The sequence below is a fragment of the Micromonospora sp. WMMD714 genome (assembly GCF_029581315.1).
Taxonomy (GTDB): Bacteria; Actinomycetota; Actinomycetes; order Mycobacteriales; family Micromonosporaceae; genus Micromonospora; species Micromonospora rifamycinica.
The window spans coordinates 6,623,266-6,645,821 of record NZ_CP120744.1 but is presented as its reverse complement, the minus strand read 5'-3'; the positions used below and the strand labels follow the sequence as shown (position 1 = coordinate 6,645,821).

Sequence of the window (22,556 nt, the reverse complement as noted above, 5' to 3'; positions counted from 1 at the left end):
GGGTGCTGCGACCCCAGGGTGCCGGGCGGTGCGAGCCTGTCGAGGGCCCGGCCTCCGCCGCGGTCGGCCGCCGCGAGCGGCCTACGGTGTCCAGGCTAGCCCTCCCGGATGTGGGCCACAATGGCAATATCGAAGCTGATCACAGGCTTGGCCACGGTCGCGGTGAAGTGTCGGACCTGCGGCGTACCGTGGGAACCATGGCGCTCGACATTCCCCGGCTCGACGGTCGTTTCCAGGTCGTCAGCGATTTCCAGCCGGCCGGCGACCAGCCGGCAGCCATCGATGATCTTGAGCGTCGGGTGCGGCGTGGCGACCGCAACACCGTGCTGCTCGGCGCCACCGGCACCGGCAAGAGCGCCACCACGGCGTGGCTGGTCGAGCGGCTGCAACGACCGACCCTGGTGCTCGCCCCCAACAAGACGCTCTGCGCCCAGCTCGCCAAGGAGTTCAGCGAGCTGCTTCCGCACAACTCGGTGGAGTACTTCGTCTCCTACTACGACTACTACCAGCCCGAGGCCTACATCCCGCAGACCGACACCTACATCGAGAAGGACTCCTCGATCAACGAGGAGGTGGAGCGGCTGCGGCACAAGGCGACCATGTCCCTGCTCACCCGGCGGGACACGATCGTGGTGGCCACCGTGTCGGCCATCTACGGCCTGGGCACCCCCGAGGAGTACCTCGACCGGGCCGTCCGGATCGCCGTCGGGCAGGAGCTGGACCGCGACCAGCTGCTACGCCGGCTGGTCGACATCCAGTACACCCGCAACGACATGGCCTTCCAGCGCGGCACCTTCCGGGTCCGCGGCGACACCCTGGAGATCATTCCGGCGTACGAGGAGCTGGCGGTCCGGATCGAGCTGTTCGGTGACGAGGTGGAGAAGCTCTACTACCTCAACCCGCTCACCGGCGACGTCGTCAAGGAGGTCGACCACCTGCTGATCTTCCCGGCCACCCACTACGCGGCGGGGCCGGAGCGGATGGAGCGGGCGACCCGGGACATCGAGGCCGAGCTGGGGGAGCGGCTGGCCGAGCTGGAACGGCAGGGCAAGCTGCTGGAGGCCCAGCGGCTGCGCATGCGGACCACCTACGACCTGGAGATGATGCGCCAGGTCGGGTTCTGCTCCGGCATCGAGAACTACTCCATGCACATCGACGGCCGGTTGCCCGGCAGCCCGCCGCACTGCCTGCTCGACTACTTCCCGGACGACTTCCTCACCGTGGTCGACGAGTCGCACGTCACCATCCCGCAGATCGGCGGCATGTTCGAGGGGGACGCCTCGCGCAAGCGGATGCTGATCGACCACGGGTTCCGGCTGCCCAGCGCCGCCGACAACCGCCCGCTGCGCTTCGACGAGTTCCTGGAGCGGGTCGGTCAGCTCGTCTTCCTGTCGGCCACGCCGGGGCCGTGGGAGATGGAGCAGGCCCAGGGCGAGTTCGTCGAGCAGGTCATCCGGCCGACCGGCCTGATCGATCCGGAGGTCGTGATCAAGCCGACCAAGGGGCAGATCGACGACCTGATGCACGAGATCAAGCTGCGTACCGAGCGCGACGAGCGGGTGCTGGTCACCACGCTGACCAAGAAGATGGCCGAGGACCTGTCCGACTACCTCCTGGAGAACGGCATCCGGGTGCGCTACCTGCACTCCGAGGTCGACACCCTGCGCCGGGTGGAGCTGCTGCGCGAGCTGCGCAAGGGCGACTACGACGTGCTGGTCGGCATCAACCTGCTCCGGGAGGGCCTCGACCTGCCGGAGGTCTCCCTGGTGGCGATCCTGGACGCCGACAAGGAGGGCTTCCTGCGCAGCGGCCGGTCGCTGATCCAGACGATCGGCCGGGCCGCCCGCAACGTCTCCGGCCAGGTGCACATGTACGCCGACAAGATCACCCCGTCGATGGCGGCGGCGATCGACGAGACCAACCGCCGCCGGGCCAAGCAGATCGCGCACAACGAGGCGCACGGGATCAGCCCCGAGCCGCTGCGCAAGAAGATCCACGACATCCTCGACGACATCTACCGCGAGGCGGAGGACACCGAGAACTCCCGGGTCGGTGGGGCGGCCCGGCAGCTCTCCCGGGGCAAGGCGCCGGTCAAGGAGACCCGCAGCCGTGGTCGGGCCGGCGTGGACACCCCGTCCCGGGAGGGGATGGCCCGGGCCGACCTGGCGCAGCTGATCCAGGAGCTCAACGATCAGATGCTCGCCGCCGCCCGCGAGCTGCAGTTCGAGCTGGCCGCCCGGATCCGCGACGAGGTGGCCGACCTGAAGAAGGAGCTGCGGGGGATGGACGCCGCCGGGGTCACGTAAGGGCGCCGCGTCGCCGGGCGTACGCTGCCGGGCGGGGAACGGTCGAACCGCCTGGCAGCGGAGGGGATCCGAATCCGACTCGGATGCACATTGCAGCGTGCGAGCGAGGTGTTGCCCTGGGTGATGATCCTGCGTACCCTCCCTCGTGGGGAGGCTGGGATGCCATTGTCATCGAGTCCTGTCATTCGACGTGCGCGGCTCGGCGCCGAGCTGCGCCAGTTGCGCAGACGGGAGGCGCTGACGCTGGAACAGGTGTGTACCCGGTTGGGCTGGGCCTCCACATCGAAGCTGTCCCGCATCGAGCTGGGGCAGAGCCGACCGGATCTGGCCGACGTGCTCGACCTGCTGGACGTCTACGAGGTCCCGTCGCCGCAGCGTGAGGCGCTGATCGTCATCGCCCGGGACGCGGCGACCGGTCGCGGCTGGTGGAAGGCGCTCGGCGAGATGAGCGAGCGGCAACGCACCTACGCGGAGCTGGAGGCAGGTGCGGCGAGCATCGTGGAGTACCAGCCGGCGGTACTGCCCGGCCTGCTCCAGGCGCCCGGCTACGCCCGGCTGCGGATCACGGCCGGTCGACTGCTGCATCCGGACATCGACGTCGAGGCCGATCTGCGGGCCAGGCTCACCCGGCAGGCGGTGTTGCGCCGGCCCGATCCGCCGCGGTACACCGCCCTGCTCGACGAGCGGGCCTGCGACCCCGGCGACCTGCCCGCCGACGTCTGGCGCGAGCAGGTGGACCAGTTGTTGGCGATGGCCGAGCTGCCGCACGTGACGATCCGGGTGGTGCCCGGTACGGCGGTCCCGCCCGGCGGGGCCTACCCGTTGACGGCCTTCTCGTGCTACTCGTTCCCCGACCCGGCCGACCCGCGCACGGTGATGCTGGAGGCGATGACCACCGACGTCCGGCTGGCCTCCGACGCGGACGTCAGCCGGTACGACCGGATGACCGGTTGGCTCTCCGCCGCCGCGCTGAGCCCGGCGGAGACGGTGGAGCTGTTCCGCCGTCGGGCCGCCGACCTCGCTGCCGATCCGGCCGCCGGCCCGGCCGTCGCCCTGTCGGGCGACGACGAGGCTCTCCGGGACGAGCAGGCGGCCGACGAGGAGGCCGGTGACGTCGTGCCCGGGGATCCGGAGGCCACCAGACGGGCGGCCGTTCCGGGGCTCACCCGTAGCGGTTGAAACCACCCTCGGAGTCGATGACCTGACCGGTGATCCAGCCCGCCTCCGGTGAGCAGAGGAACCGGGCCAGCCGCGCCGCGTCCTCGGGCGTTCCCCAGTGCCCGGTCGGGAAGCGCGCCGCCACGGCGGCGTGCGCGTCCGGTGCGGCGTAGCCGGTGTCGGTCGGGCCGGGGTTGAGGCAGTTGACGGTGATCCCGCGGGGCATGAGCAGCGGGGCGAGCTGGGCGGTGAGGTTCTCCACGCCGGCCTTGCTGGCCGCGTAGGCCAACTCGGTCGGCATCGGGCCGAGCCGCTGGCCGCTGGAGAAGAGCACCAGCCGACCCCCCGCCCCGGCGGTGAAGGCGGCGCTGAACGCTTCGGCCAGCAGCAGGGTGGCCCGCACGTTCACCAGCAGGTGCCGGTCGATCTGGTCCGCCACCAGCTCGCCCAGGCGGGTCGGGTGGGAGTGCGCGTGTGCCGCCACCACCGCGTCGAGTCGACCGTGCCGGCGTACCGCCTCCGCGACGAGCGCCGCCGGGGCGGCGGGGTCGAGCAGGTCGGCGGTCACGTGGTCGGCGGCGCCGCCAAGCTCGGCCAGGAGCGCCGGTACACCGTCCGGGTCGCCACCGTAGGGCTGGCCGTCGTCGTAGCCGGGCAGGCCGGTGAGGAGCAGCCGGTGCCCGTCGGCGGCGAGGGTGCGGGCGACCGCCGCCCCGATGCCGATCCGTCGACTCACCCCGGTCACCAGGAACACCCGCTCAGCCATGCCGGCCAGTGAACCGGACCGGCCGGTCCGGACGCCACGGGTTATCCGTCACCGACCCGTGCCGGCAGGGGTGGTCACCGCGTGGACCACCGGACCCGGCACCCCCGAACGCGTCGGGGCCGGTGTGCCTCGCGTGCGCCGGAGGATAACCCGGGGGTACGACAGTTCCGGTCGAGCCGGGATCGACCAGGGTGGATTCGTTTCTCAGGCCGGTACGTCGACGAAGTGCTCGACCCGGGGCGGGGCGGCGAAGTGCGGGCCGATCAGCGCCCGCCACCTGTCGAAGGCCTCGGTGCCCCGGAAGTTCTGCTCGTGGGCCTGCACCGAGTCCCACTCGACCAGCAGGACGAACCGCGAAGGGCTTTCGATGCCCCGGGTCATCCGGACCGAGCGGCAGCCCTGGACGGCGACGATGATCGCGTGCGCCTGCGCGTAGGCGGCGGCGAAATCATCCTCGTGGCCGGGTGTTACGTCGATGAGCGCGACCTCAAGCACCATGTCCGACAGCCTGCCACGTCACCCCACCCGGCCGCCGTGCCGGGGGGAACTCCGTCACCGGCTGGGCCGACGGCGGGCACCGATTACCCCTAGTCTCCTAGGATGCCCTGCGCGATGTGCCGGACGTAAGGGGCAAGGCGGGTGCCCGAACGTGACGCTGTCGGCAATGCGGGCCGCAGGAGATGCGCCCGTGGCCCTCGATGGTGAACAATGGCGGCCGAGGAGGGGAGTATTCCCCCGCGACGGAGTCGTCAGCACGGTCGAGCGTCACCCCCGGCGATCGACCCGGCTCCGCCGGTCGGCGGCCCGTTCGCGGGTCACCGGCGGAAGAGACCTCCGACAGTCACCAGTGTGTGCGTCGTCGCCCACCCCGCCGTCACGCGGCGTACGGTGTGCCCGACGCCGCGTGTCTGCCGGAGGAATGGATTGAACGTGTCCGGAATGGTGTGGGCGGGAACCCTCGTCGCACTCACGGCGGTGCTCCTCGTCGACCTCTTCATCATCGGTCGCCGGCCGCACGAGCCGAGCGTCCGCGAGTCGAGCCTCTGGGTCAGCTTCTACGTCGGCCTGGCACTGCTCTTCGGGGCCGGCCTGTGGGTCACCGCGGGCGGCAACGTGGCCGGCCAGTTCTACACCGGTTGGTTGACCGAGTACAGCCTCTCGGTGGACAACCTCTTCGTCTTCGTGATCATCATGGCCCGGTTCGGGGTGCCCCGGAAATACCAGCAGAAGGTGCTGCTCGTCGGCATCGTGCTGGCCCTGGTCATGCGGGGCGGCTTCATCGCCGCCGGGGCGGCGCTGCTCGCCCAGTTCTCCTGGGTGTTCTACATCTTCGGCGCGTTCCTGATCTACACGGCGATCAACCTGGCCCGCCAGGGGGAGCCGGAGGAGGACGAGTTCAAGGAGAACGTGCTGATCCGGTGGAGCCGCAAGGCGCTGCCGATCTCACGGGACTACGACGGCGCGAAGCTCACCACCCACCAGGCCGGTCGGCGGTTGTTCACGCCGATGCTGGTGGTGATGATCGCGATCGGCACCACCGACCTGATCTTCGCGCTGGACTCGATCCCGGCGATCTTCGGAATCACCCAGGAGCCCTACCTGGTCTTCACCGCGAACGTCTTCGCGCTGATGGGCCTGCGGCAGCTCTACTTCCTGGTCGGTGGACTGCTCGACCGGCTGGTCTACCTGAGCTACGGGCTGGCGGTGGTGCTCGGCTTCATCGGCGTCAAGCTGGTGCTGGAGGCGCTGGCCGACAACAACCTGCCGTTCCTCAACGACGGCGAGCCGGTCGGCTGGGCACCGCACATCCCGATCTGGTTGTCGTTGACGGTCATTCTCGGGTGTCTCGCCGTGGCGACGGCGGCCAGCCTGGTCAAGTCGGCCCGGGACCGGCGCCGCGAGCTGGTCGACGTCCACCGCTGACCGGGGCCGGGCAGGGGCGTCGCCGCACCCGCGGCGTTCCTGCCCGGTCAGACCCGGTGTGCGCCGACCAGGGTGGCGACCCGGTCGGGCGGCAGCGGCTCCGCCAGCACCCGCTGCTGCCGGTAGCAGGCGTGCAGCATCCGGGGTCCACTGCCGGCGGTCACCAGACCGACGTGGTGGATGCCCCGTCCAGGTCGGGCGAAGAAGTAGAGGTCGCCGGGGCGTTCCTCGCCGGCCGGCACGGGCGTGGTGACCGCCGCCTGGTCGTCGGCGTCCCGGGGCAGTGGCACGCCGAAGCGCCGCCAGGCCAGATGGACGAGGCCGGAACAGTCGATCCCGTGCCCGGAGAGCCCGCCCCAGACGTACGCGACGTCCCGCAGCCGGGCGGCGACGGCCAGCACGTCGTCGGCCGACGGCGCGACGGCCGGCAGGCCGGCGACGTCCACCTCGGGCACCCACAGCGGGTCGGGGCGACCCGGCACCCGGACCGGTCGCCATCCGCCGACGGCCGGACCCAGGGGAGGGAGCCGGGTGCCGAGGACGACCCCGGGCAGGGCCACCGGGCCACCCGGTGCGGCGCACAGGTCGGTGCTGACCGCGTCGACGACCAGCGGTGCGGGCGGGTCGCCAGCCCTCCGGTCGCGGGTCGGCGGGGCCGGGGCGAGCTGCGCGGTGGGCAGCCACCCGGGATAGCCGCGCGGGTCACGGCGGGGAGCGGCCTGTTCCACCGCGACCACCTCGGCCCAGCCGCCGGGGAGTACCGCGGTGACCAGCACCCGCTCGCCGAGCAGCAGTTGGCTGAGCACGCAGTCGCCGACCCGTTGGGCGGCGTCCATGCCGGTGATCCAGCCGTCGGTGTCGGAGGGCACCGCCAACGCCGGCCGGTCGACCGGCCGGGTGGCCGCCGGGTCCGTCCAGAGGGTGGCGACAGCTACCCGTACCAGGGCCTCGCGGCCCGGCTCCAACTCCACGTCGACCTCCGGCTCACGTGTCGGTGCCTACCCCGGACGATAGAGAAAAAATTTTCCGCCATCAAATTCGGTGCTGGACTTTTGTTTCGGTCACCGCGGTGATGCCGAGCCCCGGGGCGTCCGGCAGCACCACCGTGGCACCCTCGTACCGCAGCCCGCCGCGCACCGGCGACGAGGCCAGCCACCAGGCGGCGTCCAGGTCGGACACCACGCTGGTCCGGTAGGCGGCGGCCAGGCTGGCCGCCGCGCCGACCCCGACCTGGCTCTCCATCATGGATCCGACCAGGGTGCCCATCCCGTGCGCGCGGGCCAGCTCCAGCAGGGTCCGCGCGGGTCGCAGGCCGCCGCACTTGGCGAGCTTGACGTTGACCAGGTCGGCGGCCCGGCGTCGGATCACCTCGACGAGGTCCCGCACCCCGAACACCGCCTCGTCGGCCAGGATCGGCACGTCCACCCGGTCGCCGACCCAGGCCATGCCGTCGAGGTCCCAGCGGGCCACCGGCTGCTCGACCAGTTCCACGTCGAGCCCGGCGTCCTCCACGCCCCGGATCACCCGGACCGCCTCGCGCGGCGTCCATCCCTGGTTGGCGTCCAACCGGATCCGCACCTGCGGGCCGACGGCCGCCCGGACCGCGCGGACCCGTTCCAGGTCCCCGGCCGGATCCGTGCCGACCTTCAGCTTCAGCACGTCGAACCCCTCGGCCCGCCGCTGCCGGGCGGCCGCCGCCAGCTCCGCGCCGTCCCCGGCGGCCAGCGTGACGTCCGTCGGGAGCCGCAGCGCCGCCCCCCCGAGCAACCGCACCAGCGGTACGCCGAGCCGCCGTGCCGCCAGGTCGTGCAGGGCGACGTCCAGCGCCGACCGGGCCGCCTCGTTGCCGGCCACCGTCGCCTCCATCTCCGCGCAGCGGGCCAGCACGTCGTCGGCGTCCCGGCCCACCACCGCCGGGGCGAGCAGCTCGCGGACGCACGCCTCCGCCCCGGCCACCGACGCGCCGGTGACCTGCCACACCTGCGGCGCCTCGCCGTAACCGGACCGCCCGTCGGTGTCGGTCACCTCCACCACCAGGGTCCGCACCGTCGTGGTCCGGCGCAGCGCGGTGACGAAGGGGGTGTGCAGGGGCGCGGACAGCCGGTGGGTGCGTACCGCGGCGATCGTCATGTGCGGCACCCTATACGCACGACAGCGCCGGAGAGGGAGGCCGATGAACGCTCGGAAATGGGAGCTGGTGGGCGCACCGAACGCCCGTGACCTGGGCGGACTGCCCACCATCGACGGGCGGCGGGTGCGGGTCGGCCGGTTGATCCGCACATCGGCGCTGGGGCGGCTCACCGAGGACGACCTGACGGTGCTGGGCCGGCTCGCCCCGGCCTGCGTCGTGGACCTGCGCGACGACTCCGAGACCGCGCTGGCCCCGCCGAACCGTCTGGTCGGCGACCCCTGCCTGGTCCGGCTGCCGGTGCTGGACCCGGCGCAGCCGGCGTTCACGTACCTCTCGGCGCTGCTGCACGGCCACGACCTCGACGGGTACGACGAGGTGGCCCGGCAGGGCGCGGCGGCGGCGATGGCGATGGTCTACCGCTGGTTCGTCACCGGTGCGGCGGCCCGCGAAGGTTTCGCCCGCGCGGTGCGGCTGGCGACCGACCCGGCGAACCTGCCGCTGCTGTTCCACTGTTCGGCCGGCAAGGACCGCACCGGATGGCTGGCGGTGGTGCTGCTGACCGCGCTGGGTGTCGACGAGGAGACGGTACGGGTGGACTACCTGCGGCACAACGAGCTGACGGTGGCGCTGCGCGGGGCGATGTCGGCGGCGATGCTGCGGCAGCGGCCCGGGTTGGATGCGGAGACGGCGCGGGCGGTGCTGGAGGTCCGCCCCGAGTACCTGGACGCCGGATACGACGAGGCGCGTCGGGTGTACGGGTCGTTCGACGCCTACCTGGCCGACGGGTTGGGAGTGACCGCCGAGGTCCGCGCCGCCCTGTGCACGCACCTGCTGGACTGACACCGGTCGCACGGCCGGTCCGGAGCGGGCCGGGTCGGGCCGGCCGGTGCGCGCCGGTCCGGTGCCGGCCGGTGCGGGCCGGTCCAGTGCGGCGCGGTGCCGGCCGGTCCGGTGCGACGCCGGTGCGCTGCGGTGCGGGTCAGCCGGTCAGGTCGTGCCGGGCGGCCCAGGCCGTCGCCGAGATCTCGGCGACCAGCCGGCAGGCGTCGTCGAGGTCGGGATCGGGGGAGGCGGCGAGGTCGGTGGTGGTGCACACCGCGATCACGTACGCCGGGGCGTCGTCGGGCAGGACCACGCCGACGCCGTGCCGCACGCCGCGTACCCAACCGTTCTTGTGGGCGATCCGGGTGCCGGCGGGCAGCCCGGCGGCGAGATCCTCGCGGTGCCGCTGGTCCAGCAGCACGTCCACCATGGCGGCGCAGGCCGCCGGGGAGGCCAGTTGACCGGCCCGGTGCACGCCGACGGCCAGCCCGCCGAGCAGTGCCGCCAGGTCGGCGGCGGTGACCAGGTTGGTGATGCCCGCCTCCCGGGCGGCGGCGTCCTCGATGCCCCGGCCGGTGACGCTGTGCCGGGCCCCGGCGAGCTGCCACGCCCGCGCCACGGCGGGCAGCCCGACCCGGTCGACGAGCAGGTTGGTGGCGAGGTTGCTGGACCGGGTGATCATGCGGTCGGCGAGCCATCGCGGGGTGGCCCGCCCGCCCAGGCGTTCCCAGACAGCGTCGTCGTTGTCGTAGTGCCGGGCGCAGGAGAACCGGGGCGCGCCCGGCTGGGCCGAGTCGAACTCGTTGACCACCGGGACCGGGTGGTCCAGTTCGAGGGTGCCGGCCTCGGCGGCCCGGTGCAGGGCCAGCAACACCGCGACCTTCATGGTGCTGGCCGCGTAGTGGGTGGCGTCGGGGGTGCGGGTCCAGGTGGGCGGCGCGTCGAGCCGGCCCAGGTACGCCGAGACGGTGCCGGGCACCCGGTCCAGCCGGGCGTCGAGGTCATCCCAGGTCATGCCCGTGACGCTAGCGGACCTCCGGGGCCGGGCACGGCCGGAGCCCCGGGGCCGGGGACGGGCGGACCTCCGGGGCCGGGCACGGCCGGAGCCCCGGGACAGGTGACGGGCGGAGCCCGGGGGTGACGGGCGAGCCCCGGGGCGGGGCCTGGGACGGGCGGAGCCCCGGTCCGCGTGCGGCGGGCCGGGGCTCCGGGTGAGGCGTGGGTGGCTCAGCCGGCGTGCTTGCGGCGGGCGGCCATCCGGCCCCGCTGGGTCTGGTCCAGCACCACCTTGCGGATCCGGACGGCGACCGGGGTCACCTCGACGCACTCGTCCTCGCGGCAGAACTCCAGCGCCTGCTCCAGGGAGAGCTTGCGCGGCGGGATCAGCTTCTCGGTCTCGTCGGAGGTCGAGGCCCGCATGTTGGTGAGCTTCTTCTCCTTGGTGATATTGACGTCCATGTCGTCGGAGCGGGAGTTCTCCCCGACGATCATGCCCTCGTACACCTCGGTGGTGGGCTCGACGAAGAGCTGGCCGCGCTCCTGAAGGTTGATCATGGCGAACGGGGTGACCACACCGGTCCGGTCGGCCACCAGCGACCCGTTGTTGCGGGTCCGCAGCTCACCGAACCACGGCTCGTACGACTCGAAGACGTGGTGCAGGATGCCGGTGCCCCGGGTGTCGGTGAGGAACTCGGTGCGGAAGCCGATCAGGCCGCGCGCCGGCACCAGCCACTCCATCCGGATCCAGCCGGTGCCATGGTTGACCAGCTGCTCCATCCGGCCCTTGCGGGTGGCCAGGAGCTGGGTGATCGCGCCCAGGTACTCCTCCGGCGCGTCGATGGTCAGCCGCTCCACCGGCTCGCAGGTCTTGCCGTCGATCTCCTTGGTGACCACCTGCGGCTTGCCGACGGTCAGCTCGTAGGACTCGCGGCGCATCTGCTCGACCAGGATGGCCAGGGCCAGCTCGCCACGACCCTGCACCTCCCAGGCGTCCGGCCGCTCGGTGGGCAGCACCCGCAGTGACACGTTGCCGATCAGCTCCTTGTCGAGCCGGTCCTTGACCATCCGGGCGGTGACCTTGGCGCCCTTGACCCGGCCGACCAGCGGCGAGGTGTTGGTGCCGATGGTCATCGAGATGGCCGGCTCGTCCACGGTGATCAGCGGCAGCGGGATCGGGTTCTCCGCGTCGGCCAGGGTCTCGCCGATCATGATCTCGGGGATGCCGGCGACGGCGATGATGTCGCCCGGCCCGGCCGACTCGGCGGGCTTGCGCTCCAGGCCCTCGGTCATCAGCAGCTCGGAGATCCGGACCCGCTGGGTGCTGCCGTCGGTGCGGCACCAGGCCACGGTCTGGCCCTTGGTGATGGTGCCCTGGCGCACCCGGCACAGCGCCAGCCGGCCGAGGAACGGCGAGGCGTCCAGGTTGGTGACGTGCGCCTGGAGCGGGGCGTCCTCGTCGTAGGAGGGCGGCGGGATGGTGTCGAGCAGGGTCCGGAACAGCGGTTCCAGGCTGCTGCTGTCGTCGGGCACCGAGCCGTCGGCGGGCTGGGTCAGCGAGGCGATGCCGTCGCGGGCACAGGCGTAGACGATCGGGAAGTCGATCTGCTCCTCGTCGGCGTCCAGGTCGAGGAAGAGTTCGTAGGTGTCGTCCACGACCTCCTTGATCCGGGCGTCGGGGCGGTCCACCTTGTTGATCACCAGGATGATCGGCATCCGGGCCTTGAGCGCCTTGCGGAGCACGAACCGGGTCTGCGGCAGCGGGCCCTCGCTGGCGTCGACCAGCAGCACCACCCCGTCGACCATGGTCAGGCCCCGCTCGACCTCGCCGCCGAAGTCGGCGTGACCGGGGGTGTCGATGATATTGATGGTGACCGGGTCGGAGCCGTCCGCCGGCAGGTACCGCACGCCGGTGTTCTTGGCCAGGATGGTGATGCCCTTTTCCCGTTCGAGATCCATCGAGTCCATGACGCGCTCGGTGTTCTCACCACGGGCCCCGTAGGCGCCGGCCTGCCGCAACATGGCGTCGACCAGGGTCGTTTTGCCGTGGTCGACGTGGGCGATGATGGCGACATTGCGGAGGTCGGTGCGAAGCTGCATACCCTCCATACTCCTGTCTACGGTTGCCGGGGCAGGTGCCGGGGTCGTCCCGTCGCCGCCCGGATCTCTGCCGGAACTGCTGTTCCGGCCGTGCCAGCTGCGGATCTGCCGATCCCACCGGCAGCCCGTCGGCCCGGTGGGCCGGCGGGCACCTGGTAGCTGCGACGGTCACGGCGGACGGGCCGCGGTGATCGTCGCGCTGACGGTGCCGGGGGAGTCGACCCTGCTGGTCGGTCTCCTAGCGTACGCGGGCCCGGGAAGGCCCGTCTCGGCACTGCTCCCGCTGACCGGCCGGGCGGTGACCGGGGACACAGTCGCCGGGTGGACGGCCGGTCGGGGCGCCACCTCCGCGGTGGCGCCCCGGGCGGGTGCGACGCCCCGGCGGTGGGGCGTGGTGGAGTCCCGGGCCAGGCGGTTCAGTCGTGGGCGGCGGCCGGCGTCGGGGCGGTGGGCACCGCGTCGGTGGGGGTCTCCCGGTGGATCCGGCCCGGCCACCAGAACCGGTCGCCGAGCACGAACGCCAGCGCCGGCACCAGCACCGTACGCACCAGCAGCGTGTCGAGCAGCACACCGAGACACACGATGATCCCGATCTGGGTCAGCAGGATCAGCGGCAGCACGCCGAGGACGGCGAAGACCGCCGCGAGCAGGATGCCCGCACTGGTGATCACCCCGCCGGTGACCCGCAGGGCGGAGAGCATCCCGTCCCGGGTGCCGGCGGCCCGGGCGTCCTCCCGGGCCCGGGTGACCAGGAAGATGTTGTAGTCCACCCCGAGCGCGACGAGGAACACGAAGGCCAGCAGGAGCACCCCGCTGTCCAGCGCGGGGAAGCCCAGCACGTGGTCGAAGAGCAGCCACGCCGCGCCGAGGCTGGCGAAGAAGGACGCGATCACGGTGAGCACCAGCAGCAGCGGGGCGAGCAGGCCGCGCAGCAGCAGCACCAGCACGGCGAGGACGAGCACCAGGATGATCGGCAGGATCAGCCACAGGTCGCGGGTGTTGGCCTCGTCGGAGTCGTACGTCGCGGCGACGGTGCCCCCGACGAGCGCGCCGTCGGGCGGGTCGACGCCCGCGACGGCCGGCGGGGCGGAGTCGGGTACGGCGGCGACGGCGTCGCGCAGCGCCTCGACGGCCCGGTCGGACGCCGGGGTGCCCGGTTCGTCGGTCAGTACGACGTCGACCTGGGCGACGGTGCCGCCGGCCGGGCCGGGCCGGGCGGAGGCGACCCCGGGCACGGCCGCGGCGACCCGGGTGACCGCCGGGGCGGCGGCCGGGTTGGTGATGACGGCCACCGGCTGGGTGGTCCCGGCGGGGAAGGCACGGGCCAGGGTCTGGGCTCCGGCGACCGCCTCCGGCTCGACCCGGAACTGTTCGGTCTCGGACAGGCCGGTGCGGATGCCGAGGCCGCCGAGGGCGAGGCCGGCGAGCAGCAGGATGGCGAGCGCGGCGACGGGCACCGGGCGGCGCACCACGGCCGCGCCGAGCCGGCCCCACAGTTTGCCCTCCCGGGCCGGGCCGCCGACCCTGGGCACGAACGGCCAGAACAGCCCCCGGCCGAAGACGACCAGCACGGCGGGGAGCACGAACAGCGCCGAGAGCATGGCGAACACGACGCCGGTGGCGCAGGCCACGGCGAGCGCCCGGTTGGTCTCCTGCTCGGAGAGCAGCAGGGTGAGCACGCCGAGCACGACGGTGCCGCCGCTGGCCAGGATCGGTTCGGCGGTACGGCGTACGGCGGCGCGCATCGCGGCGAACCGGTCCTCGTCGCGGCGCAGCTCCTCCCGGTAGCGGGCGATGAGCAGCAGGGCGTAGTCGGTGGCGGCACCGAAGACCAGCACGCTGGCGATGCCGGTGACCGCGCCCTCCTGGAGGTTGATGCCGACGGCCGGGACGATGGTCTCGACGGCCCGCAGGGTGAGCTGTTCGGTGGCGGCGACCACGATCAGCGGCACGATCCACAGGAACGGGCTGCGGTAGGTGATCAGCAGCAGCAGGGCGACCACGCCGGCGGTGACCGCGAGCAGGGTGACGTCGGCACCCTCGAAGACCTTGGTCAGGTCGGCGGTGAATGCGGGTGCCCCGGTGACCGCGACGGTGATCCCGTCGGGCAGGCCGGTGAGCGCGGCGCGTACCTGGGCCACCTCGTCGGCGACGGCCTGCTGGCCGCCGGCGGTGTCCAGCGGGACGGCGAGCAGCGCGACGGTGCCGTCCGGGGAGACCTGGGGTGGGCTGACCTGGCCGCCGACGGCCAGTCGGGCCAGCGCGGCGGCCCGGTCGGTGACGGCGGCCCGGTCGGCGCCGGTCAGCGCGGCGCCGTCGTCCCGGCTGACCACGACGATCGCCGGCTGGACGTCGCGTTGCGGTAGCTGCTCCTGGAGGCGTTCCACCTGGGTCGACTGCCACTGCGCGGACAGGCCGGTGGTGGAGACGGGGGCGGGGTTGTCGGGCCGGGGGAGCCCGAAGACGACCGCGCCGACGACGATCGCGGCGACCACGGTGAGCCAGGCGGCGAGCCGGCTGCGGGCGACGCGGGTGAACAGAGACATCGGCTGCCCTCTTGGTCGGTGGTGACGCGGACGGAGAGATAGCCCGCCCTTCGAGTATCTTGATGTGCGAGATTATCCGGAGCTGCTCTATGCTGCAACCGGGCGCATCGACAGGGGGCGGCGGCGGGCGTGGCAGCGCACGAGATGTACCGGCGGCGGGACGATCCGCGCGGGCGGATGGTGGCCGACATCACCAACGACCTGCGGCGTTACTCGGCCGACGCGCAGCACATCGGGCACGCCTTCGCCAACCTGCACGGGCTCAACCCGACCGACCTGCAGGCGCTGATCGCGGTGATGGAGGCCGAACTCCTCGGCGAGCCGATCACCCCCGGCCGGCTCGGCGAACAGCTCAACCTCTCCTCCGGGTCGGTGACCGCGCTGATCGACCGGCTGGAACGCGCCGGGCACATCCGCCGCGACCGGGACACCGCCGACCGGCGCAAGGTGTTCCTGCACTACGCCGACCAGGGGGCGGCCCTGGCGATGAGCTTCTTCGGCCCGCTCGGGCGGCGTACCGACGCGGTGATGGCCCGGTTCACCGACGAGGAGTTGGCGGTCGTGCACCGGTTCCTGGCCACCATGGTCGCCTCGATGCGGGAGCACCGCGACGCCGTGCGGGCCACCCGTCCCGAGTCGCCCCGCCGCGCGGCGGACTGACGTGCTGGACCGGCCGCTGGCCCGGCTCGCCGCCGCCGCGCTGCGGCTGCCGGCCGTACCCACCCACCGGGTCGACGTCACCCGGGGCATCGTGGTCCGGGCCCGCGACGGGGCACGGCTGCGCACCGACCACTACGCCCCCCGGCTGCCCGCGGCGCCGACCGTGCTGATCCGCACCCCGTACGGCCGGGGCGGGCCGATGCGGCTGCTCGGCCGGCTCGTCGCCGGGCGCGGCCTGCACCTGGTGATCCAGTCCTGCCGGGGCACCGACGGCTCCGACGGGCGGTTCGACCCGCTGGTGCACGAGCGCGACGACGGCCTGGACACCGTCGACTGGCTGCGCCGGCAACCCTGGTACACCGGCCGGTTCGGCATGTTCGGGGCCAGCTACCAGGGCTTCGTCCAGTGGGCGCTGGCCGCCGACGCGGGGGAGGAGCTGGCCGCGATGGTCGCGGTGGTCACCGCCTCGGCCACCCGCGACTCGACGTACGCGGGGGAGTCCTTCGCCCTGGACACCGTGCTGACCTGGGCCGAGCTGCTCCAGGCGCAGACCGTGCCGTGGCTGGCCCGGCAGTGGGAACTCAAGCGCGGGCAGCCCCGGCTGGCCGCCGCCCTGGCCCACCTGCCGCTGGCCGAGGCCGACCGGGTGGCGACCGGGGTGACCGTGCCGTTCTTCCAGGAGTGGCTGCGGCACCACACCCCGGACGCCGACTACTGGCGGACCCGGGTCTTCGGCGCGCGGATCGCCGAGGTGCGCGCCCCGGTAACGATGGTCACCGGCTGGCAGGACATCTTCCTCCCCGCCCAGCTCGCCGACCACGCCGCGCTGCGGGCGGCGGGCGTGCCCACCCGGCTCACCGTCGGCCCGTGGACGCACGGCAGCCCCGGGCTGCTGGCGGAGGCGCTGCGGGAGGGGCTGGGCTGGCTCGACGCCCACCTGCACGGCCGGCCCGCGCCGCCGCGCGCCCCGGTGCGGGTGCACGTCGGCGGGGAGGGCGGCGGCTGGCGCGACCTGCCCGACTGGCCGCCGCCGGCGACCGGGACCTCCTGGCACCTGCACGCCGGGGGCCGGCTCGCCCCGCAGCCGCCGGCCCCGTCGACGCCGGACACCATCCGGTACGACCCGACCGACCCGACCCCCTCGCTGGGCGGCCCGCTGCTGGTCGCCCAGCGCGCCGGCCCGGTCGACAACCGTCCCGTCGAGGCCCGGCCGGACGTGCTGGTCTACACCAGCGCGGTGCTGACCGCCCCGGTGGAGGTGCTCGGCCCGGTGCACGCCGAGATCCACGTCCGCAGCGACCTGTCGTACCTGGACGTCTTCGTGCGGCTCTGCGACGTGGACCGGCGCGGCCGGTCCTGGAACGTCTGCGACGGCCTGGTCCGGGTCGCTCCGGGCCGGTTCCCCGTCGACCCGGACGGGGTGACCCGGGTGCCGGTGCCGCTGTGGCCGGCGGCACACCGCTTCGCCGCCGGGCACCGGCTGCGGGTCCAGGTCTCCGGCGGCGCCCATCCCCGGTACGCGCGCAACCCCGGCACCGGCGAACCGCTCGGTGCGGCGATCACGCTCCGCGCTGGGGTCCGGCAGATCCTGCACGATCCATCGCATTTGTCCCGGCTGGTGCTGCCGGTGCTCCCCGCCGTATCCCCACTTGGACCTATCTGAAGACAAGCCTCCTGAGCTGGGGTTTTTAGGTGGTTGTGGATATCGTTTCTCGCAACGCCCGATGACGTGCACCAGTGGCCGACTCCGCTCTCCCGGCAGGCGCTGCCTACGTGGAGTGACGACGATTCCCCGGCCCTGGCCTGCTGCCGAAGCAGTCGGCACCCCCGGTCCCGGCTGCGGAAAGGGGGACGTCATGACGACGGCTCCGGCCAATCTGCTGGCGGTCCGCCGGCTCCTGCTCGACACCATCCGGGGCCTCGACCCCGCCGCAGTGGGGATCGTCGGCGATCCGGCCCACCGGGGCGGCTACCACACCGGCTCCGACCGGGTGGTCCCCAACGACTACTCCGTGGTCGAGTCGCCCCGGGACTCCGCCGGCCTCACCCTGTACGCCTCGGCGCTGGACGTCGGCACGTTCAGCGTCCGGTCCGGGGGCGCCACCCACAATCTCCAGTCGTTCTCCACCTGGTGCGTCGCCCAGTGCCGGGCGAACACGGCGGACAGCCGTGACCTCCGGGAGATCATCTACAGCCCGGACGGCAAGGTCGTGCGGCGCTGGGACCGGCTCGGCAAGCGCAGTACCGGCGACGACTCGCACCTGTGGCACACCCACTTCAGCTTCTTCCGCGACTGCACCAAGGCCGGACGGGACCAGACCCCGCTGTTCCGGCGCTACCTAACCGGCATCGGACTCCTGGAGGACACGGACATGACACCCGAAGAGCACGCCTGGCTGGAGACCGTCCACAAGAACCTGACCGTCCTGGACGGCCGTAACCCGGTAGGGCAGATCTACACCCGGATGGCGATGGGGGAGGACCACACCAACCCCGACTTCGTCGTCCCGCACCCGAGCCTGAAGTCGCTGGGCGCCCAGTTGGCGTCGCTGCAGACCGCGCTGACCGCACTGGCCAACAAGGACTTCACCGACGAGTCGGCCATCGTCACCGGGGTGCTGGCCGGGCTGACCCCGGAGAAGATCGCCGCCGCCATCCCGCCCACCATCGCCCGACAGGTCGCCGACGAGTTGGCCAAGCGCCTGGTCGCGTGAGGGTGGACCCCGTGGCACCCCTTCCGGGCCGCCTCCTGCGGAAGGGGTGCCACGGCCGACCGGTGCCGTGGCCGGGTGTCCGGCGCGGCGGGCCTGGGCGTGACGTCCGGTGAGGTGGCGCGTCGGGTGAGGTGGCGCGTCCGGTGGCAAGGGCCGCCAGGTACGCGACGTGCAGGGGGGCCGTGGCGGCCACACCTGCGGCAACGGCGACGGCGGTGACGTCAGCCGGGCCTGGCACGCGGGAGGCGGACCTCGGAGGTGTCGCAGGGCGGCCGGTGGCCGCGGTGTCGCAGGGCGGCCGGTGGCCGCGGTGTCGCAGGGCGGCCGGTGGCCGCGGTGTCGCAGGGCGGCCGGTGGCCGCCGGAAAGCGCTCGGTGGCGGCGGCCAAGGGCCGCCGCCACCGGCACGGACCTACAGCGGGCGGACGTTCTCCGCCTGCGGACCCTTCTGCCCCTGGGTCACATCGAACTCGACCTTCTGGGCCTCCTGCAGTTCCCGGTAGCCGCTGGTGGCGATCGCCGAGTAGTGAACGAAGACGTCGGGGCCTCCGCCGTCCTGCTCGATGAAGCCGAAGCCCTTTTCCGAGTTGAACCACTTGACCGTGCCGGTTGCCATGCATCTCTCCCTGTTTACAACGGGTGATCCCGCCGCTACGGCGGACGATCGCCCTGTACTGCCCCGACAGTAACCGGCCGATCCGATTTTTGCCTGCTGAAGTGCCGCAAGATTCAGCGGAAACTCGCGGCGGACGGCGAAACGCCATCCACCGGGCGGCCGGCTCCGGCACACTCGACCGGTGAACGGACCGAGCGCCGCCGCGTTGACCGCGCTGGAACGGGAGATCGACGCGCCGGGCGACGGACTGGACCGGCTCCGGCTGGTGTCCACCCCGTTCGTGCCCGAGGTACGGCTGCACCTCGCCGAGGACGCCATCGTGTGGTGGGCCCGGATGGAGGCGGCCGCCGGTCGTACCCTGCCGCCGCCGTTCTGGGCCTCGGCCTGGGCCGGCGGCCAGGCGCTCGCCCGTCACCTGCTGGACCATCCCGACCTGGCCGCCGGCCGCCGGGTGCTCGACCTGGCCGCCGGCTCCGGGCTGGTCGCCATCGCCGCCGCGCTGGCCGGCGCCGCCCAGGTCGTCGCCAACGACGTGGACCCGTACGCGGTGGCGGCGGTGACCGTCAACGCGCGGGCCAACCGGGTACGGGTGCTCGCCCACCAGGGGGACCTGCTCGACGAGGCCGGGCCGCAGTTCGACCTGCTGGTCGCCGGGGACGTGCTCTACGACCGGAAACTGGCGAGGCGGATGCTGCCGTACCTGCGGCGGGCCGCCGAGGGTGGGGCGCAGGTGCTGGTCGGTGATCCGGACCGGGGGCACCTGCCGGCGGAGTCGCTGGAGCTGGTGGCCAGCTATCCGGTGCCGACCACCGAACCGTCGGTCGACTCAGCGGTCCGGCGGGTTCAGGTGCTGCGGCCCTGCTGACCGCGGCGGGGCCGGGCGGCGCCGGCCGGTCCGGCCGACGCCGCGCACGGTCACCAGCCGCGCGCCCGCCACTGCGGCAGCGAGGCCCGCTCCGCGCCGAGGGTGCTGTCCGCGCCGTGCCCCGGATAGAACCAGGTCTCGTCGGGCAGCCGGCCGAAGAGCTTGTGCTCCACGTCGTCGATGAGCTGGCCGAACCGCTCCGGATCCCGGTCGGTGTTCCCCACTCCGCCCGGGAAGAGGGAATCGCCGGTGAACAGGTGCGGTGTGCCGGCCGGGTCGCGGTAGAGCAGCGCGATCGAGCCGGGGGTGTGCCCCTTGATGTGGATGACCTCCAGCGTCTGCCCACCCACCGCCACGGTGTCGCCGTCGGCCAGGGTCTGCGCCGGGATCGGCAGGCCGTCGGCGTCGTCGGCGTGTACCAGGGCCTGGGCACCGGTCTTGGCGACGACCTCCTCCAGCGCCACCCAGTGGTCCATGTGCTGGTGGGTGGTGACCACCGAGGTCAGGCCGGCGTCACCGACCAGGTCGAGCAGCCGGGGTGCCTCGTTCGCGGCGTCGATCAGCACCTGCTCGCCGGTGTCGCGGCAGCGCAGCAGGTAGGCGTTGTTGTCCATCGGGCCGACCGACAGCTTGGTGACGGTGATGCGGTCCAGCTCCCGGACGGCGGGCGAGCCGCCGTGGGTGACGTCTCCGGTGTAGCTCATGGGGCTCTATATCCATTCCGGTGGGGTCGGCAGCGGACCGTCCGGGGTGACGGTCAACTCGTCGCCGCTGCTGCGGCCGATCAACCAGGCGGCCAGGCCGGCGGCGGTCCCGGCGACCAGCGGGGCACCGGCCGGGTCGCCCACCACCAGCTCCGGCCGGTTGCCGTCGACGGGTCGCAGCACCAGCGCCGGCGCGTCCGCACGGTCGGCGAGCCCGCCGGCCACCTCGTGCAGCAGGTGCTGGGCGACCACGGGCGGCCAGTCCGCCGGCCGGTAGCCGGTGGCCAGGTCGACGTGGTGCACCTCCAGCTCGCGCAGCCGGGCCCAGACCACCAGGGCGGCCTGCCACGGGCCGTGCCGGGTCCGCACGGTGGCGCCCCACGCCTCGACCGGCATGGCCGCCACCGCCGCGGCGAACCGCTCGGTGCTGTGGCGCAGGTCGGCCAGCTGCTCGGCGGGGGGCCGACCGGCACCGGCGGCGATGTCGGCGTTGCGGGCCTCGACGCTGGCGTACATCGGGATGTCCTCGCCGGTGCGGGCGGCGGTGAGCAGGTTGACGAACCCGTCGGCGTTGCGGGCCAGGTGGGTCAGCACGTGGCCACGGGACCAGCCGGGCAGCAGGCAGGGGGCCGCGACGGCGGCCGCGTCGAGACCGGCCGCGGTGTGCAGCAGGCGGGCGGTCGCGTCGTCCACCTCGCCGGTCAACAGCAGGGGATCCGTTGTCACGCCCCGACCCTAGCGGTCCGGCCCGTGCCGCGCCGGGCGGGGAATTCGCTTTCGGCACGTCGGCGCGCGGCCTACCGTCGGTTCCGACGCGGTGACAGGACGACGGACGGGGGTGGTGACCATGCCGGTCGCAGTACGGGTGTTGCGCCACGACCAGCTCCGACCCTGATGAGGATGATATGACCATCGATCTGACCGCGCTCGGCCTGGATGCGGAGCGGGCGGCGTACGCGCGGCGGTGGCCGGACCGTCGGCCCGGCCGGGTGGCCCGGGTCGACCGGGGGGTGTGCACCGTGCTCGGCGCGGACGGCCCGGTCCGGGCCAGCCTGGGGCCGGCGGTGCTGGCCGCCGCGGCCCGGGACCTGACCGCTCTGCCGTGCGCCGGCGACTGGGTGCTGCTGGCCCGGTGGCCGGACGGCCCGGTGACCGTCGACGCGGTGCTGCCCCGGCGGACCGCGCTGATCCGCCGGACCGCCGGCAAGGACGCCAGCGGGCAGGTGCTCGCCGCCAACCTCGACACCGCCGCGGTGGTCGAGCCGGTGCACCCGGAGCCGGACGCCGCCCGGATCGAACGGCTGCTCTCCCTGGCCCACGAGTCGGGCGCCCGGCCGCTGCTGGTGCTCACCAAGGTCGACCTGGCCGCCGACCCGCGGGCGGTGGCCCGGCAGCTCGCCGCGGTGGCCCCCGGGGTGCCGGTGCTGCCGGTCAGCGCCGAGCGCGGCACCGGCCTGGAGCCGCTGCGTCCGCTGGTCGCGCCGGGTCTGACGCTGGCGCTGCTCGGCCCCTCCGGGGCGGGCAAGTCGAGCCTGGTCAACGCCCTGGTCGGCGCGGAGGTCATGGCCACCCAGGCGATCCGGCGCTCCGACGGCAAGGGCCGGCACACCACCACCTGGCGGGCGCTGGTGCCGGTGCCGGGCGGCGGTGCGGTGCTGGACACCCCCGGGGTCCGGGCGGTGGGCCTGCTGGACGGGCACACCGGGCTGGACCGGGCGTTCCTGGACATCGCCGAGTTGGCCACCGGCTGCCGGTACGCCGACTGCGGGCACACCGCCGAGCCGGCCTGCGCGGTGCGGGAGGCGCTGGAGACCGGGGAGCTGCCGGCCCGGCGCTGGGAGAGCTGGCGTCGCCTCCAGCGGGAGGTGGCGTTCGAGAGCGGTCGCCGGCAGAGCCGGCTGGCCGCCGAGCGGCGGGGCGGCTGGCGGGGTGGCCGGCGGCGGCCCTCCCGCCCGGTGACGCCACCGCGGCCGGGCGGATTCTGACCGGTCCCGGTTCCGCCCCGGGTACCGACCCGGCTCGGGGCGGGTCGGCACCCGGGGCCGGCGAAGGGCAGGTCGGCACCCGGGGGTCGGCGAGGGGCAGGTCGGCACCCGGGGCCGGCGAGGGGGCGGGTCGGCACCCGGGGGTCGGCGAGGGGCGGATCGGCACCCGGGGCCGGCGAGGGGGCGGGTCGGGTCGGGCGGTGCCGATCGGGTCGGGCGGGCGGTGGGCGGTGGGGTGACCGACCGGGGCGAGCGGGCGGAACAT

General features: G+C 73.5%; 18 protein-coding genes and 1 pseudogene. 9 read left to right on the top strand and 10 right to left on the bottom strand.

Annotated elements, in window-relative coordinates; genetic code table 11:
* Nucleotides 1–197: 197 nt before the first annotated feature.
* Nucleotides 198–2,306, top strand: coding sequence for an excinuclease ABC subunit UvrB (uvrB, locus tag O7625_RS28215; RefSeq protein ID WP_282342849.1), 2,109 nt, complete (start codon nt 198–200; stop codon nt 2,304–2,306).
* A 159-nt stretch (nt 2,307–2,465) separates the two neighbouring features.
* Nucleotides 2,466–3,296, top strand: a pseudogene (locus O7625_RS28210) (helix-turn-helix transcriptional regulator); the annotation flags it as partial.
* 172 nt (nt 3,297–3,468) lie between these two features.
* Here O7625_RS28210 and O7625_RS28205 read toward each other — a convergent pair.
* On the bottom strand, nt 3,469–4,230 hold the full coding sequence (locus O7625_RS28205; protein WP_282342845.1) for an SDR family oxidoreductase: 762 nt from the start codon (nt 4,228–4,230) through the stop codon (nt 3,469–3,471).
* Nucleotides 4,231–4,434: 204 nt separating this feature from the next.
* On the bottom strand, nt 4,435–4,728 hold the full coding sequence (locus tag O7625_RS28200; protein ID WP_067304019.1) for an antibiotic biosynthesis monooxygenase: 294 nt from the start codon (nt 4,726–4,728) through the stop codon (nt 4,435–4,437).
* 426 nt (nt 4,729–5,154) lie between these two features.
* On the opposite strand from O7625_RS28200, the gene O7625_RS28195 reads away from it, so the two are divergent.
* A complete protein-coding gene (locus tag O7625_RS28195) occupies nt 5,155–6,153 on the top strand; it encodes a TerC family protein (protein WP_067304022.1) in 999 nt (332 codons plus the stop codon).
* Between the two features lie 47 nt (nt 6,154–6,200).
* On the opposite strand, the gene O7625_RS28190 is transcribed toward O7625_RS28195, so the two are convergent.
* On the bottom strand, nt 6,201–7,124 hold the full coding sequence (locus tag O7625_RS28190) for an NlpC/P60 family protein (protein WP_282342841.1): 924 nt from the start codon (nt 7,122–7,124) through the stop codon (nt 6,201–6,203).
* 61 nt (nt 7,125–7,185) lie between these two features.
* The gene (locus tag O7625_RS28185) at nt 7,186–8,283 is read right to left on the bottom strand and encodes a dipeptide epimerase (RefSeq protein ID WP_282342839.1); all 1,098 of its coding nucleotides are present in this window, start codon (nt 8,281–8,283) and stop codon (nt 7,186–7,188) included.
* A gap of 43 nt (nt 8,284–8,326) precedes the next feature.
* Between O7625_RS28185 and O7625_RS28180 the strand changes: the two genes are divergently transcribed.
* Nucleotides 8,327–9,124: a tyrosine-protein phosphatase gene (locus O7625_RS28180; protein WP_282342837.1), complete on the top strand. Its 798-nt coding sequence runs from the start codon at nt 8,327–8,329 to the stop codon at nt 9,122–9,124.
* A 139-nt stretch (nt 9,125–9,263) separates the two neighbouring features.
* On the opposite strand, the gene O7625_RS28175 is transcribed toward O7625_RS28180, so the two are convergent.
* The 3 genes from O7625_RS28175 to O7625_RS28165 all read right to left on the bottom strand — a co-directional run bounded on the left by O7625_RS28175 (nt 9,264) and on the right by O7625_RS28165 (nt 14,748).
* The gene (locus O7625_RS28175; protein ID WP_282342833.1) at nt 9,264–10,121 is read right to left on the bottom strand and encodes a serine hydrolase; all 858 of its coding nucleotides are present in this window, start codon (nt 10,119–10,121) and stop codon (nt 9,264–9,266) included.
* A 212-nt stretch (nt 10,122–10,333) separates the two neighbouring features.
* Complete coding sequence (gene typA, locus O7625_RS28170; protein ID WP_067304033.1) at nt 10,334–12,202, bottom strand: translational GTPase TypA; 1,869 nt, start codon at nt 12,200–12,202, stop codon at nt 10,334–10,336.
* Between the two features lie 416 nt (nt 12,203–12,618).
* Entirely contained in the window at nt 12,619–14,748 is a 2,130-nt protein-coding gene (locus tag O7625_RS28165; RefSeq protein WP_282342829.1) for an efflux RND transporter permease subunit, read from the bottom strand.
* Nucleotides 14,749–14,892: 144 nt separating this feature from the next.
* Between O7625_RS28165 and O7625_RS28160 the strand changes: the two genes are divergently transcribed.
* From O7625_RS28160 to O7625_RS28150, 3 genes are all read left to right on the top strand, one after another.
* A complete protein-coding gene (locus O7625_RS28160; protein ID WP_282347119.1) occupies nt 14,893–15,408 on the top strand; it encodes a MarR family transcriptional regulator in 516 nt (171 codons plus the stop codon).
* Between the two features lies 1 nt (nt 15,409).
* On the top strand, nt 15,410–17,071 hold the full coding sequence (locus tag O7625_RS28155) for a CocE/NonD family hydrolase (protein ID WP_282342827.1): 1,662 nt from the start codon (nt 15,410–15,412) through the stop codon (nt 17,069–17,071).
* Nucleotides 17,072–17,264: 193 nt separating this feature from the next.
* Complete coding sequence (locus tag O7625_RS28150; protein WP_282342825.1) at nt 17,265–18,122, top strand: hypothetical protein; 858 nt, start codon at nt 17,265–17,267, stop codon at nt 18,120–18,122.
* Nucleotides 18,123–18,533: 411 nt separating this feature from the next.
* Here the strand turns inward: O7625_RS28150 and O7625_RS28145 are convergent, their stop codons facing one another.
* Nucleotides 18,534–18,737, bottom strand: a complete 204-nt coding sequence (locus O7625_RS28145; protein ID WP_067314937.1) for a cold-shock protein — start codon at nt 18,735–18,737, stop codon at nt 18,534–18,536.
* Nucleotides 18,738–18,963: 226 nt separating this feature from the next.
* Between O7625_RS28145 and O7625_RS28140 the strand changes: the two genes are divergently transcribed.
* The gene (locus O7625_RS28140) at nt 18,964–19,602 is read left to right on the top strand and encodes a 50S ribosomal protein L11 methyltransferase (RefSeq protein WP_282347117.1); all 639 of its coding nucleotides are present in this window, start codon (nt 18,964–18,966) and stop codon (nt 19,600–19,602) included.
* Between the two features lie 50 nt (nt 19,603–19,652).
* Here the strand turns inward: O7625_RS28140 and O7625_RS28135 are convergent, their stop codons facing one another.
* Nucleotides 19,653–20,306 carry an MBL fold metallo-hydrolase gene (locus O7625_RS28135; protein ID WP_282342824.1) on the bottom strand — a complete coding sequence of 218 codons (654 nt, stop codon included), beginning with the start codon at nt 20,304–20,306 and terminating at the stop codon, nt 19,653–19,655.
* Nucleotides 20,307–20,312: 6 nt separating this feature from the next.
* On the bottom strand, nt 20,313–21,032 hold the full coding sequence (locus O7625_RS28130) for a maleylpyruvate isomerase family mycothiol-dependent enzyme (RefSeq protein WP_282342822.1): 720 nt from the start codon (nt 21,030–21,032) through the stop codon (nt 20,313–20,315).
* 179 nt (nt 21,033–21,211) lie between these two features.
* Between O7625_RS28130 and rsgA the strand changes: the two genes are divergently transcribed.
* Complete coding sequence (gene rsgA, locus O7625_RS28125; protein ID WP_282342820.1) at nt 21,212–22,291, top strand: ribosome small subunit-dependent GTPase A; 1,080 nt, start codon at nt 21,212–21,214, stop codon at nt 22,289–22,291.
* The last annotated feature ends 265 nt before the right edge of the window (nt 22,292–22,556 follow it).